Raw genomic sequence first — 14,271 nt, 5'->3', positions numbered from 1 at the left:
TGACAGGGCGGTGACCATGGGCGAGGATGTCGGCGTACGCACCTTCAGCCGGGAGGACCGGGCCCGCTACCGGGAGAAGGTCCGGCGCTGCCTCGACGTCTTCGCCGAGATGCTGCGCGAGTCCCGCTTCGACGTGGAACGGCCGATGACCGGGCTGGAGATCGAGCTCAACCTGGTCGACGACGACTACCAGCCGGCGATGCGCAACGCGGACGTGTTGAAGGCGATCGCCGATCCCAGCTTCCAGACCGAGCTGGGCCAGTTCAACGTGGAGATCAACGTGCCGCCGCGCCGGCTCAGCGACGCCGGCACCGCCCAGTTCGAGGAGCACGTACGGGCCAGCCTCAACGCCGCCGAGGAGAAGGCCCGCCCGGTCGGCACGCACATGGTCATGATCGGCATCCTGCCGACCCTGCGCCCGGAGCACCTGACCGCCGCCACCCTCTCGGCCAACCCCCGCTACGCGCTGCTCAACGAGCAGATCTTCGCCGCCAGGGGCGAGGACCTGCGAATCTCGATCAGCGGGGTGGAGCGGTTGGCCGTCACCGCCGACACCATCACCCCGGAGGCCGCCTGCACCAGCACCCAGTTCCACCTGCAGGTCAGCCCGGCGCACTTCGCCGACTACTGGAACGCCGCGCAGGCCATCGCGGGCATCCAGGTCGCGCTCGGCGCGAACTCGCCGCTCCTCTTCGGCCGGGAGCTGTGGCGGGAGACCCGGGTGCCGCTGTTCCAGCAGGCCACCGACACCCGCGCGGAGGAGATCAAGGCCCAGGGGGTACGCCCCAGGGTCTGGTTCGGGGAACGCTGGATCACCAACGTTTTCGACCTGTTCGAGGAGAACGTACGCTACTTCCCGGCGCTGCTGCCGGTCTGCGACCCGGAGGACCCGGCCGCAGCGCTGGCCAGCGGCGGCGTGCCCCAGCTCGCCGAGCTGCGCCTGCACAACGGCACCGTCTACCGCTGGAACCGCCCGGTGTACGACGTCCTGAAGGGACGCCCGCACCTGCGGGTGGAGAACCGAGTGCTACCCGCCGGCCCGACCGTGCTGGACACCATCGCCAACGGGGCGTTCTACTTCGGGCTGGTCCGCGCGCTGGCCGAGTCCGACCGGCCGCTGTGGTCGCAGATGTCGTTCAGCGCCGCCGAGGAGAACTTCACCAGCTGCGCCCGCCACGGCATCGATGCCCAGGTGTTCTGGCCCGGGCTGGGCTACCTGCCGGCGACCGAGCTGGTGCTGCGCCGGCTGCTGCCGCTGGCGTACCACGGGCTGGACCGGTGGGGGCTTGACCCGGCCGAGCGGGACCGGCTGCTCGGCATCGTCGAGCAGCGCTGCCTGACCGGCCGCAACGGCGCGACCTGGCAGGTGGAGACGCTGCACCGGCTGGAGTCCGCCGACCACCTGGACCGGCCGGAGGCGCTGCGCGAGGTGCTCCGCCACTACGTGGACCTGATGCACAGCAACCGGCCCGTCCACGAGTGGCCGATCCCCTGAGGGCTCAGCCGGGGTTCCGGCCCCAGGGCGACGGGTCGTCGCGCAGCCGGCTGTAGAGGTAGCCGTCGCGCCAGGCACCGGCCCGGAACTCGCAGGCCCGCACGACGCCCTCCAACTGGAAGCCGGCCTTCTCCAGCGACCGTTGCTCGGCCGGGTTCTCCGCGTGCGTACCGGCCTGGATCCGCTGGGCCGGGCTGTGCGCGAACAGGTAGTCGCAGAGCAGGGCCTGGGCTCGCCAGCCGATGCCCCGGCCCCGCCACTCGGGTAGCAGCACGATGCCGATCTCCCAGTACGGCGCCGACCCGCCGTAGATCCCGGACTGGTAGCTGACCAAGCCCGCGGCGGCGCCCTCCGGCTCCACCTGGACGATCAGCCGGCCGTCCTGGGTGCCGAGGTAGCCGTCCTCGGCGTACCGGCGGGCCGGCGCGCCCGCATCCCGGAAGCCGGCCCAGTCCAGCCCGATCAGCCCCGGCTCGGTGAGGAACCGGCGGAGCATGGCCAGGTCCGGCTCGGCGACCGGCCGCAGCCGGACGACGACTCCGTCGAACTCGTGCGCGGTGCCGGCGACGGACACCGGCGGATACGTCCCATCCATCGTCGACACGGTAAACGCTCGCCGCCCCGGGCGCGGCCCCGGGCGAGACAGCCGTCCGCCGCCCGGACGGTCAGAGCGCGACGATCGCGGCCGACTCGGGCGGCAGCTCGATCCCGTCGCGCATCACGGTGACCCCGCTCTCCGTGGCCAGCAGTACCCGGCGCACCACACCGGACAGGTTGATCCGCTGCGGCTTGCCTGCCAGGTTCGCCACCACCAGGCACTCGCCCCGGCGCATCAGCAGGAACTGGTCGCCGTGCCGCACGTCGTTCCGGCTCCGCCGCGGGTCGGACAGGTCGGGTCGGCTTCTGCGCAGGGCGATCAGCCGCCGGTAGAAGTCGTACATCTCGCGGTGCTCGGGCTTGTCCAGCTCGGCCCAGTCCAGCCGGGATCGGACGATGGCCTGCCGGTCCTGCCGGTCGGGCACCTCCCCCGCCGCCCAGCCGTGCCCGGCGAACTGCCGCCGCCGCCCGACCGCCACCGCGGTGACCAGGTCCGGCTCGGGGCGGCTGGTGAGAAACTGCCACGGCGCGCTGGCCGCCCACTCCTCCCCCATGAACAGCATCGGGGTGAGCGGCGCGGTCATCAGCAGGGTGGCGCCGACGCGGAGCAGGCCGGCGGAGAGCGGCTGCGCGGCCCGGTCCCCGGTGAACAGGGTGGGCAGGGCGTGGTGGGCCGGGTCGTTCACGTCGGGCTCGGCGATCAGCGACAGCGGCCGGCCCAGCTGAACGGAGAGCGACTCGACCGCCGCCGTCAACTCGTGGAGGAGCCGGGAGCCCGGCGCGGCGGGTACGCCGTCCAGCCGCAGCCCGTCGACGTGGTAGTCGCGCAGCCACATGAGCACGCTGTCGATGATGTGGCGTCGTACCCCGTCGGCGTGCGACCCGTCCAGGTCGACCGTGCGGCCCCAGGGGTTGTTCTGCTCGGAGAGGTACGGCGCGAAGATCGGCGGGTGGGCCCCGGCGGGCCCGAAATGGTGGTAGGCGACGTCGAGGATCATCCCCAGTCCCTTGGTGTGCGCCGCGTCGACCAGCCGCTTGAGCCCGTCCGGCCCGCCGTACGGCTGGTGCGGGGCGTACCAGGAGACCTCGTCGTAGCCCCAGCTGTGCTCGCCGTCGAAGGCGTTGACGGTCAGCAGCTCCACCTGGTCGACCCCGAGGTCGACAAGGTGGTCGAGGTGGCCGATGGCCGCGTCGAAGGTGCCCTCCGGGGTGAAGGTGCCGACGTGCAGCTCGTAGAGGACGCTGCCGGGCAGCTGCCGGCCGGTCCAGCCCTGGTCGGTCCAGCGGAACGCCGCATGATCGTAGCGGCGGCTCGGCCCGGGCACGCCCGCCGGCTGCCAGGGCGAGCGCGGGTCGGGCAGCGGCCGCTCGTCGTCGTCCAGCAGGAAGGCGTAGTCGGTGCCCGGCCCGGTGCCGGGCACCTCGGCCCGCCACCAGCCGTCCGGCCCGCGCCGCAGGTCGTGATCGGCGACGCCGGGCAGGCGCAGCCGGACCCGGGCGGCTGCGGGCGCCCACACCGTGAACTCGGTCATGCGGCATCCTCCACGGAGTCGGTGGGGGCCAGCAGGGCGAGGGGACAGGTGCTCGACAGATCATGAAGGAGCAGCTCAAACCCACTGTAGACCCGGCGGGTGAACATGTCCGCAACACGATGAACGGAAATCGACGGCGCGGTCAGGCCGCCCCTCTCCAGGACCAGACCGTCCGCCTGGGGGAGGGAACTTCGGGTGTCGTCCGTCACGATCGCCCGTTTCCACGTGCGGATTCGGGCGGGATGGCCTTTCCTGGATGTCGGACGCGTGCGCCCGCCCGCGCCAACCCCGGCCATTCGGCCACCCTCACCGCACTTCCCACGCCGTCAGCGTCGTCGGCGCATCCCTGCATGCCTGGACGGAGATTGATGTGACCATCCTGCGGGTCGGCGAGCACCCCGCCGCCGCGACGGACCGACCCCACCGGCCCACCCTCACCTCCCGCCCCACCGTCCCCCAACAGCCCGGCGCGCCGTCCCGGCCGCGACGCATCCTGCTGCTGTCGTGGGAGTACCCGCCGGTGCTCGTCGGCGGCCTCGGCCGCCACGTGCACGCCCTCTCCGTCGCCCTGGCCGCCGCCGGCCACGAGGTCACCGTCGTCACCCGGCACGCCGACGGCGCCCCGCTGGAGGAGTACGCCGAGGGCGTCAGGATCGTCCGCGCCGCCGAGGACCCGGTCACCTTCCCGCTCGCCACGAACTCGCTGCTCGCCTGGACCATGGCGTTCAACCACACGCTCACCCGGGCTGCCCTGCGCGCCGCCGAGACCGGCGCGTACGACGTCATCCACGCCCACGACTGGCTGGTCGCGCACACCGCGATGACCCTGCGCGAGCACCTGGACGCGCCGCTGGTCAGCACCATCCACGCCACCGAGGCGGGCCGGCACCAGGGCTGGCTGCCCGAGGAGATGAACCGCACCATCCACGGGGTGGAGCACTGGCTGGCCGCCGAGTCCGGCCGGGTGATCGTCTGCTCCGGATACATGCGCGACGAGGTGACCGCGCTGTTCGACGTGCCGGCCGGGCGGGTCGACGTGGTGCCCAACGGGGTCGAGCCGCAGCGCTGGCAGGTGCCGGCGGCCGCGGTGGCGGCCGCCCGGGCCCGCTTCGCCGGCGACGGCCCGCTGGTCACCTTCGCGGGCCGGCTGGTCTACGAGAAGGGCGTGCAGCACCTGCTCGCCGGGCTGCCGACGCTGCGCGAGCGGCACCCCGGGCTGCGCGCGGTGATCGTCGGCGACGGGCCGTACAAGGCGGCTCTGGAGGCCGAGGTGCACCGGCTCGGCCTGGCCGACACGGTGAGCATGCCCGGCTTCCTCGGCGGCGCCGACCTGCCCGCGGTGATGGCCGCCGCGGACTGCTTCGCCGTACCGAGCATCTACGAGCCGTTCGGCATGGTGGCCCTGGAGGGCGCCGCCGCCGGCGCGCCGCTGGCCGTGTCACGGGCCGGCGGGCTCGCCGAGATCGTCGAGCCGGGCGTCACCGGGATGACCTTCGCTCCACATGACCCGGACGGGCTGACCGAGGCGGTGCACGCGCTGCTGTCGGACCGGGAGCGGGCCCGCGGCCTCGCCCAGCGCGCCCGCGCCATGGTCCACGAGCGGTACGCCTGGTCGGCGATCGCGTCCCGCACCGCCGCCGCGTACGCGGCCGCCATCGCCCGGGACGCCGCGTTCACCGCGGAGCGGGCCGAACAGCGGATGGCCCTCGGCCGGGCGCTCCCGCCGCTGCCGGAGGGCAACCTGCTCGCCGCCGCCGGCCTGCGCTGAGGCGTACCCCGCCGGCGGGCGGCCCGGTCCGGGTCGCTCGCCCGATAGGGCGGTCGCCGTGATGGTTCGAGCCACGTCATCGTGCGGTCACGATCTTGGGTCGAGGCTGGTCACAGCAGATGTCCATCGGACAAACTCGCGTGGACCTGTTGAGACAAGGGCCGAGGAGACGTGCGTGCGGGTGCTGATGGTGGAGGACGACCTGCGAGTCGCGTCCGCGCTGGGCGCCGCGCTGCGCCGCCGGGGTTACGCGGTCATCCCGGCCACGACCGTGGCGGAGGCGGCCACGGCAGGTCCGGTCGACCTCGTCCTGCTCGACCTCAACCTGCCCGACCGGGACGGCCTGGAGTTGTGCCGGCAGATCCGCCGGGAGAACGAGGACGTCGCCATCATCGCGGTGACCGCCCGGTCCGAGGCGCGGGACCGGGTGGCGGGGCTCCGGGCCGGCGCCGACGACTACGTGGTGAAGCCGTTCTCCATGGCGGAACTGCACGCCCGGATCGAGGCGGTGCTGCGCCGGACCGCCCGCGCCGCACGGGCCGAGGCCACGCTGCAGGTCGGCGACCTGCGGGTCGACCTCAACGCCCGGCAGGTCTGGCTCTCCGACCGGGAGGTGAGCCTGACCCGCAAGGAGTTCGACCTGCTGTTGGCGTTGGCCCGGCAGGCGGGCACGGTCGTGTCCCGCGAACGGCTGCTGATGGACGTGTGGCAGACCACCTGGAAGGCCGGACACACCCTCGACGTCCACGTCGCGGCCCTGCGCGGCAAGCTCGACGACGCCGGCCTGGTGGAGACCGTACGCGGGGTGGGCTACCGGCTACGACCACACTAGGGGCCGGCGCGGGATTCCCGTCGAATTCTCAGATCATCCTCAAGAAATCCCGCCCCGTCGGCCGCCGGCGGCACGGCTGACGTGTGCTTGCCCCACCGTGTCATCCCACCTGTTCTGGAGCTTCCATGAGAGACAGACGGACGACCATCTTCTCCGTCCTACTCGCCGCCACCCTGGCGGCGGCCGTCGCACCCGCGCCGGCGTACGCCGAACCGGCCGGCGTCACCGCCCAGGCCGAACCGAACCAGGTTCAGAACCTGACGGTCGTGCAGGGTGACGGCTACGCCACCCTCGGCTGGACGCCGGTCGGCGGCGCCACCGACTACCAGATCGAACGCACGCCCGTCGCCGCTGACGGCTCGGCGACCGGCCCTGCCGTCATCACCGGCGTCTGGCGGCCGAACCGCCAGATCAACAACGAGTCGCCGACCTTCGCCGACGCGGGATTCAACCCGGGCGCCCGGTTCCAGTGGCGGGTCCGCGCCCGCTTCGGGACCACCGAGCAGCCATACTCGGCGCCGGTGTCCGGCACCACCTCGGCCCCCTGGGGCGACCCGAACGTGCCGGGCGAGAACCTGCGGACCCAGTGGGAGACCACCCTGGCGGCGCAGTACACGAGCGACGTGGAAGAGTACGCCTACACCAAGGCGCTCGACGAGGCGAGCGACCGCGTCCGGGTGACCGAGATCGGCAAGACCGCGCTCGGCCGGCCGATCAACATGTTCGTCATCGGCTACCCGACGCCGCCGGCCACCCCGGCGGCCGTGGCGGCCACGTCGCCGCTGATGGTCAACTGCAACGTGCACGGCAACGAGCCCGGTGACCGGGAAGCCTGCCTGATCATGGCGCGCAAGCTGGCCTTCAGCAACGACGCCCGGACGATCGACCTGCTGTCGCACACCACCGTGGTGATCGTGCCGACCATCAACGGCGACGGCCGGGCGGCCAACACCCGGGGCAATTCCACCGGGCAGGACCTCAACCGCGACTACTCGCTGATCCGTCAGCCCGAGACGTTCGCGCTGGTCAACATGCTGCGCCAGTACCGCCCGGTGGCCGGCTACGACGGGCACGAGTTCGGCAACTCCAGCGCCGGCGACCTGCCGATGCTGCCGCCGCGGCACCAGAACGTGGCCAAGTCGATCTTCGACGAGTCGCAGCACATGATCGAGGGCCACATGTACACCCAGGGCGCCAAGGACGGCTGGTGGCCGTGCCCGTACGGGTGCAACGGCGGCGGGAACGTGGGCCTGAGCGAAGAGACGATCCTCCGCAACACGCTGGGGCTCAAGAACGTCGTCAACTCGCTGCTCGAGCTGCGCAGTTCCGGCGGCACCACCCGCCCGGACGAGACCAACACGGCGAACAACCGGCGGCGTAAGACCTTCTCCGCGCTGTGGACGTTCAACCAGTTCCTCGACTACCACCGCGCGAACCTCAAGGAGATCACCACGGCGCGGGCCGACGCGATCACCTTCCAGGTCTCGAACACCGGCCGGATCGTCTTCCGCGGGTCCCGCCCGATCGAGGCGCACCCGGCCCCGCACCCGGGCGAGGCCCCGCCGCCGATCGACGCGCCGAAGGACGGCCAGATCCTCGACAACGCGCCGTGCGCGTACAAGCTCACCGAGGAGCAGTACAACGGGGCGCGTACCGACGGCCCGGCCGGCCTGCGTACCACTGTGGCCGAGCGCCTCGCCGCGCACGGCTGGCAGGTCGTCAAGACCGCCGACGGGTACGTCGTCCCACTGGCCCAGCCGGAGCGGGGGCTGATCCCGCTGCTGCTCGACGGGCAGGGGGTCGAGAGCCTGGTGGACGCCGAGCGGGTCTACCCGACCATGACCGGCAGGCACGCCGGCAAGCTGGTGGTCTCCGGCTTCACCTGCCTGCGGGAGGCGACCGTGACCGGCCCGGTCCGGGTCCAGCCCGGTGCCACGCTGGTCGCGACCGGCTCGTCGATCAACGGCACGGTCGAGGCCAGCGGCGCCGCGGGTGTCTTCCTGACCAGCAGCAAGGTCACCGGCCTGGTCCGGGTCACGGGCGCCAGCGGCCCGGTGGTGGTCGTCGACGCCACGGTCGACGGTCCGGTCGAGGTGTCGGACAGCCGGGGCGGCGCGCCCCTGCTGGCGGCCAACACGGTGGCGGGTCCGCTGTCCTGCGGCGGCAACGCCGCGGCCCCGGTCAACCTCGAGGTGGCCAACTCGGTGCAGGGTCCGAAGAGCGGCCAGTGCGCCGGTCTGTGACCTGCTGATCGTCGTACCGGCTGGGCCGGCCTCCGGGCCGGTCCGGCCGGTACGGCCCGACCTGACCTGGAGAAGACGCCGTGGACCAGCCCGTCACCGCACCATCCCGTCCCCGCCGGCCGGGTCGTCGCGATTCACGACGGAGGCTCGCCGCGCTCGCCGCGGTGGGCCTGTCCCTGGCCCTCGCCGGCACGGGCTGCTCCGGCGCCGGTGCCGGGCCGACGGGCCGCGCAGCCGCGGCGACCGCCGGCACGAACGCACCGGCGGCGTCCGCCGTCCATGGACCGCTGTGTGACGCGCTGCCCTCGGGCACCGAGCCGGGCAACCCGGCATCGCTGGCCGCTGAACCGCCGGAGACGGCCCTGCAGTGGCTGCCCGTACTCACCACGTTCGAGTCGGCGGTACGAGCCGCCGGTATGACGGCCGAACTGCACGCCACGTCCGGGGTGACCATCCTCGCCCCCACCGACGACGCGTTCGCGAAGCAGTTCTCCGAGGACAACCTGGACGAGCTCTTCATCGCCGACAAGGACAAGCTCCGCGGCCTGCTCCGCGAGCACCTCGTCGCCGGATCGCTGTCGCTGTCCGATCTGGTGGCCGCCGGCGAGGTCACCACGCTCGCCGGTACGAAGATCCGGGTAACCGGCGGCGGGGCGACGGCACGCCTGGCCGACAAGGCCGACACCGTGTGCGCCGACTACCGGGCCGCCGACGCGCGGATCCACCTCATCAACCGGGTGCTCGGCAGCCTGCCCGTCACCGCGGGCACGGGCAGCCACACCCACTGAGCGGCACACCCGCGTACGCGAAAGGCCGCCGACCCCGCGCGGGGTCGGCGGCCTTCGCCGTTGTGCCGGAGGTCAGCGCTCCGTGGCCGGTACGTAGTCGCGCGCGGCGTAGCCGGTGTAGATCTGCCGCGGGCGGCCGATCTTGGTCTCCGGGTCGTTGATCATCTCGCGCCACTGGGCGATCCAGCCGGGCAGCCGGCCCAGCGCGAAGAGCACCGTGAACATCTTGGTCGGGAAGCCCATGGCCTTGTAGATCAGGCCGGTGTAGAAGTCCACGTTCGGGTAGAGCCGCCGGGAGACGAAGAAGTCGTCCGCGAGGGCGATCTCCTCCAGCTGCACCGCGAGGTCCAGCAGCGGGTCCGGCTTGGCCATCCGGCTGAGCACGTCCTGGGCGGCCTGCTTCACGATCGCGGCGCGCGGGTCGTAGTTCTTGTAGACCCGGTGGCCGAAGCCCATCAGCTTCACGCCGGCCTGCTTGTCCTTCACCTTCTGCACGAAGGAGCGGACGTCACCGCCGTCGGCCTGGATCCGCTGGAGCATCTCCAGCACGGCCTGGTTGGCGCCGCCGTGCAGCGGGCCGAACAGCGCGTTCACGCCGGCCGAGACGGAGGCGAAGAGGTTGGCGTTGCTGGAGCCGACCAGGCGCACGGTCGAGGTGGAGCAGTTCTGCTCGTGGTCGGCGTGCAGGATGAAGAGCATGTCCAGCGCCCGGGCCACCACCGGGTCGACCTCGTACGGCTCGGCCGGTACGCCGAAGTTCATCCGCAGGAAGTTCTCGACATAGCCGAGCGAGTTCTCCGGGTACAGCAGCGGCTGGCCGATCGACTTCTTGTACGCGTACGAGGCGATGGTCGGGACCTTCGCCATCAGCCGCACCGTGGACATCTCCACGTGCTCGGAGTCGAACGGGTCCAGGCTGTCCTGGTAGAAGGTCGAGATGGCGCTGACCGCCGAGGAGAGCACGGCCATCGGGTGCGCGTCGCGCGGGAAGCCGTCGAAGAACCGGCGCATCTCCTCGTGCAGCAGCGAGTGCCGCCGGATCCGCTCGCTGAACTCGGTCAGCTGCTGCTGGGTCGGCAGCTCGCCGTAGATCAGCAGGTACGAGACCTCCAGGAAGGAGGACTTCTCGGCCAGTTGCTCGATCGGGTAGCCCCGGTACCGCAGGATGCCCGCGTCACCGTCGATGTAGGTGATCGCGGAGGAGCAGGACGCGGTGTTGACGAAACCGGGATCGTAGGTGGTCAACCCGGTTTCCTTGAGCAGGTTGCCCACCTTGATTCCGCCGGGGCCCTCGACCGCGGACTGCACCGGCATCGACAGCTGGCCACCCGGATGGTCGAGCTTGACTTCCGTCATCTGTTCCTCGCTTCGCCGGCAAGATCTTCATTGAGTTGCCTTCGCTTTTACCGTAGTCACGGTCCGGAGGACACCGCTCGTCGTGGTTCAGTGGTGAGGTATGCGTCACCCGATTCCCGACCGGCCGGCGAGGAAACCCTGTGGGAGCGCGCCCATCCGGCCGAGGCCGAGGTGGGCGGAGGCTGGCGAAAGGCGAGGTGACGGTCAGGACAGGCGGAGGCTACGCAGGCTGCCGTCGGCGTTCACGCGGTAGATGTCCAGGCGGTTGGCCCCGGCGGCGAAGAGCCGGTCGTCGGGGAGGAAGGCGGCGAACCGCCGGCCGCCCTTGTCGCGCGGGACGACCGGGACGACCGCGCCCACGGTGCCGTTGACCGCCACCGCGAGCTTCGTCCCGTCCGGCACGGAAGCGGGCACGGTGCCCCAGACCAGGGCGGGCAGGTCGCCCGCCGGGTCGACGGCGCGGAAGGCGGCCAGGTTCGCCACCGTTGCCGTACCGCCGGCGGGCTTGTCGCCGACCCGGGTACCGATCAGCGGGTCCGGGGCGGGGGTGGCGGGCGGGGACGGCACCCCGCCGGTGATCGGCACCGGCTCGCTGGGGCGGTCGTAGAAGAGCTTGCCGGCCCCGTCGCGCGGGGTCTGCTTCGCCGACCGGCCGTCCATGTGCCACGGGATCCTGATGTGGGTCTCGTCGGCGATGGTGGGCAGCAGGTCGACGTGCTGCCAGTTCCGGTCGTCGATCCGACCGGCCTGCTGGCCCGGCTCCTTGACGAACATCGGCACCCAGGCGACCTGATCCGCGGCGTGGTTGATGGCGTCCATCCCCCGGCCCTGCCAGTCCCGCAGGAAGCTCACCCCGTGGTCCGCGGTGACCAGGACGAGGGCCTGGTCGTAGAGGCCGCTGGCGCGCAGCGTCCGCAGCGTTTCCCCGAGTAGCCGGTCGGTGTAGCCGAGCTGCGCCAGGTGCCGCTGGCGGGCCAGGTCCACCCAGCCGGCGCCGTCGTTCGGCAGGTCCTCGGGGGCGGCGTAGCGCGCCCCGGACGGCAGGTACGCCCACGGCGCGTGCGGCATCAGCAGGTGCAGGAAGTGCAGCGTGGGCCGGGCGGACGGGCGCAGCCCGGCGAGGAAGGTGGTAAACCGGGCCGGCTGGTTGTCGTTGAGTTTGTCCCAGCGGAACTTCGGGTCGGCCGGGACCGGCTCGGCGGCGTCCAGATTCGCCTCGGCCCGGGTCAGCTCACGGTACGAGCTCTCCGGGTCGACCTGGCTGTCCACCGGCGCGGTGACCTGCCGCAGCAGCTTGCCGCTCTCCCGGACCAGCACGCCGAGCCCCTGCTCCGGGCTGGCCGGCTGTTCGCACCGGCTGGGCGGGCAGAGCCGGGTGATGTTCTCCTCGGCCTTGATCTCGTACAGGCCGCCGAGGGCGGTGAACAGGTTGTCCGGGTACTGCGAGTAGTGCGGGGCGACTGGCTCGGCCGGGTAGCGGCCGGTCAGCATGGCCGGCAGCGCGTACGGCGTCCAGCCGCTCACCCCGGTGGCGTTGCGGAACCAGGTCGACCCGGCGGCGAGTTCGGCGAAGTGCGGGTACCGGGTGGCGTCGATCCGCCCGTCCGGGCCCAGCAGCGAGACCAGCGGCAGCTCGTCCAGGACGATCATGACCACCGGCGGGTGGGCGCCCGCGCCGGCCAACCCGGCGGCCCCGGCGTGGCCCCGGGGCAGCACCACCGCCGAGGCCGGCGAGGCGAAGAGGAAGAGGCTGACGAAGACCACCGGCCCGGCCGCGGCCACCCGCAGCGCCCGCCCCAGGGCCCGCCACCGTCGGTGCGCGACCGCCGCACCGACGCCGACCACGCCCGCCGCCAACAGCAGCGGTACGCCCCGCAGCGGGGTGGTGTGCCGCCCCACCTGGACGGCCAGGGCAGCCAGCAGCAGCCCCACCACGAGGGTGTGCACGGCCGCCCGGGCGATCCGCCCGACCACCAGGCTGACCGCGCCGAGCAGGGCGAACGGCACGGTCGGCACGACGGCGATCAGGGCCACCAGGAGCAGCACGTCGGCCGGGGAGGCGCGGTGGAACAGGAAGAAGTCCGGGCTGTGACCCAGCACGTCCAGCAGCGGCTGGGTGATCACCAGCCCGACCAGCGCCACCACTTCCAGCAGCCGGCCCAGCTCGTTCCGCCAGCCGCTCCGGCGGCCGGTCGACGCCGGTGCGACCGGGGGTGCCTCGGGGGGTGCCAGAGTCTGCTCAGCCACCTGTCACCACCTGGTAGAGCGTCCGCGTGCCGGACGGCAACTCGACCCGGCGGACGATCCGGCCGCGCGCCGCGAGCAGCCCCTCGAACGCCTCGCGCCGGTAGTCCGGGAAGAGCCCGTCCGGCTTGTTGGCCAGCAGCCGCCGGGCCATCGGGTCCTCGGGGTGGACGAACTCCACGACCAGCGTGCCGCCCGGCGTCGCCAGCCCGGCGAACTGGTCCAGCACCTCGGCCAGCGGCACGTTCCGGCCGATTGCCAGGTGGTGCACCAGCGCCAGGGCGAGGACGAGGTCGCCCCGCGCCCGGTCGGCGAAGGCGGCCCGCTCGACGCCCCGCCAGCCCCCGCCCGGAGAAGGGTCGGCCAGGTCCATCACCAGCGGCAGGATCCGCCGCTCCCCCTCGTCCCGCAGCGCGCGGTAGAGCACGTCGGCCACCGTCGGGTCCTGCTCGACCGCGACCACGTACTCGGCGTGTCGGGCGGCGATCCGGGCGTACCGGCCGTCGTTGGCGCCCAGGTCGAGTGCCAGCCCCGGCACGGTCACCGCCGCCGCCCGGTCGACGAAGCCCTCTTTCGCCTGCCGGTCGGGCACCGAGTACGCGCAGGTGCGCTGGTAGTCCGACCAGTGGCTCTCCCCCGGCATGACGGCCAACCGGCGGACCAGCTTCTCGAGGCCGCGTACGGTCGCCAGGACAAGCTCGCGGGAGTAGCCGGCCTCCCGCAGTTGGGCCCGAACGTCGCTGGTGCTGGCGTGCGCGTGGCGGGCCTGCAGCGCGCCGTGCAGGTGGACGTGGGTGAGCACCCCGGCGCGCAGCCGGCGCGTGCCGGCGAAGAGGCGGCGCATCTGGTCCGGCTCGATGCCGTCGATCCGGGCCCGCAGCCAGGGCTGAAAGTCCAGCCCGAGGTGGGCCTGGAGCAGCAGCGGATAGAGCAGGGTCTGGCAGAACTGCCGGTACCCGGCCCAGGGCTCCCCGTCGCGGGCCGGCTCGAACGAGCCGATGTCGATGAAGACCGGCAGCGCGCCCCGCCACTGGAGGTTGTACGCCGAGCCGTCCTTGATGGTGAAGCCCGCGGCCAGCGCCGACCGCAGGATCTCCAGGTGCAGCAGGGCGGCATCGCGCAGCATCCCGTACGACCACTCGTACGGGTGCGATACGAACGGGATGCGCTCGTGCCGCAGCACCGCGGCCCAGGGCACGTCGACCGGGGTCGGGACGAGTTCCTCGGTGCCGCACACCTTGCCGGCGGCGCGCAGGTCCCGGAAGAAGTCGCTGGCGGCGAGGGCCCGCCAGTCGCGGGCGGACCGCTCGTCGAGGCCGCGCAGCACCTCGCCGTGGCGGTGGAAGACCCGGTTGCCCGGATCGCGGAACGAGCCTGGCTCCACCCAGGCGCCGGCGTCGGAGACCGCCACGCCGG

At 72.6% G+C, this 14,271-nt stretch carries 11 protein-coding genes; 5 read left to right on the top strand and 6 right to left on the bottom strand.

The window, feature by feature from the left end:
* Positions 1-16: 16 nt before the first annotated feature.
* On the top strand, positions 17-1,495 hold the full coding sequence (locus ACNAW0_RS16170) for a glutamate--cysteine ligase (protein ID WP_416288684.1): 1,479 nt from the start codon (positions 17-19) through the stop codon (positions 1,493-1,495).
* Positions 1,496-1,499: 4 nt separating this feature from the next.
* Here ACNAW0_RS16170 and ACNAW0_RS16165 read toward each other — a convergent pair whose 3' ends face one another.
* From ACNAW0_RS16165 to ACNAW0_RS16155, 3 genes are all read right to left on the bottom strand, one after another.
* The gene (locus ACNAW0_RS16165) at positions 1,500-2,090 is read right to left on the bottom strand and encodes a GNAT family N-acetyltransferase (RefSeq protein ID WP_416288683.1); all 591 of its coding nucleotides are present in this window, start codon (positions 2,088-2,090) and stop codon (positions 1,500-1,502) included.
* A gap of 70 nt (positions 2,091-2,160) precedes the next feature.
* The gene (locus ACNAW0_RS16160; RefSeq protein ID WP_416288682.1) at positions 2,161-3,624 is read right to left on the bottom strand and encodes a DUF3459 domain-containing protein; all 1,464 of its coding nucleotides are present in this window, start codon (positions 3,622-3,624) and stop codon (positions 2,161-2,163) included.
* A complete protein-coding gene (locus tag ACNAW0_RS16155; protein ID WP_416288681.1) occupies positions 3,621-3,833 on the bottom strand; it encodes a hypothetical protein in 213 nt (70 codons plus the stop codon). The genes ACNAW0_RS16160 and ACNAW0_RS16155 overlap by 4 nt, the downstream gene beginning before the upstream one ends.
* A 161-nt stretch (positions 3,834-3,994) precedes the next feature.
* Here ACNAW0_RS16155 and ACNAW0_RS16150 point away from each other — a divergent pair, with 161 nt between their 5' ends.
* The 4 genes from ACNAW0_RS16150 (at position 3,995) to ACNAW0_RS16135 (ending at position 9,255) form a co-directional block, all read left to right on the top strand.
* On the top strand, positions 3,995-5,392 hold the full coding sequence (locus ACNAW0_RS16150) for a glycosyltransferase family 4 protein (protein WP_416288680.1): 1,398 nt from the start codon (positions 3,995-3,997) through the stop codon (positions 5,390-5,392).
* A 175-nt stretch (positions 5,393-5,567) separates the two neighbouring features.
* The gene (locus tag ACNAW0_RS16145; protein WP_416288679.1) at positions 5,568-6,224 is read left to right on the top strand and encodes a response regulator transcription factor; all 657 of its coding nucleotides are present in this window, start codon (positions 5,568-5,570) and stop codon (positions 6,222-6,224) included.
* 125 nt (positions 6,225-6,349) lie between these two features.
* Complete coding sequence (locus tag ACNAW0_RS16140; protein ID WP_416288678.1) at positions 6,350-8,467, top strand: M14 family zinc carboxypeptidase; 2,118 nt, start codon at positions 6,350-6,352, stop codon at positions 8,465-8,467.
* A gap of 80 nt (positions 8,468-8,547) precedes the next feature.
* Entirely contained in the window at positions 8,548-9,255 is a 708-nt protein-coding gene (locus ACNAW0_RS16135) for a fasciclin domain-containing protein (protein ID WP_416288677.1), read from the top strand.
* A gap of 72 nt (positions 9,256-9,327) precedes the next feature.
* Here the strand turns inward: ACNAW0_RS16135 and ACNAW0_RS16130 are convergent, their stop codons facing one another.
* The 3 genes from ACNAW0_RS16130 to ACNAW0_RS16120 all read right to left on the bottom strand — a co-directional run bounded on the left by ACNAW0_RS16130 (position 9,328) and on the right by ACNAW0_RS16120 (position 14,266).
* On the bottom strand, positions 9,328-10,611 hold the full coding sequence (locus ACNAW0_RS16130) for a citrate synthase (protein ID WP_416288676.1): 1,284 nt from the start codon (positions 10,609-10,611) through the stop codon (positions 9,328-9,330).
* A 204-nt stretch (positions 10,612-10,815) separates the two neighbouring features.
* The gene (locus ACNAW0_RS16125; RefSeq protein ID WP_416288675.1) at positions 10,816-12,858 is read right to left on the bottom strand and encodes a sulfatase-like hydrolase/transferase; all 2,043 of its coding nucleotides are present in this window, start codon (positions 12,856-12,858) and stop codon (positions 10,816-10,818) included.
* Complete coding sequence (locus tag ACNAW0_RS16120; protein WP_416288674.1) at positions 12,851-14,266, bottom strand: class I SAM-dependent methyltransferase; 1,416 nt, start codon at positions 14,264-14,266, stop codon at positions 12,851-12,853. The genes ACNAW0_RS16125 and ACNAW0_RS16120 overlap by 8 nt, the downstream gene beginning before the upstream one ends.
* Positions 14,267-14,271 lie beyond the last annotated feature (5 nt).

Origin of the sequence: Micromonospora sp. SL1-18, from assembly GCF_047921505.1 — a bacterium.
Taxonomy (GTDB): domain Bacteria; phylum Actinomycetota; class Actinomycetes; order Mycobacteriales; family Micromonosporaceae; genus Micromonospora.
This window is presented reverse-complemented; position numbering and strand designations above follow the sequence as displayed.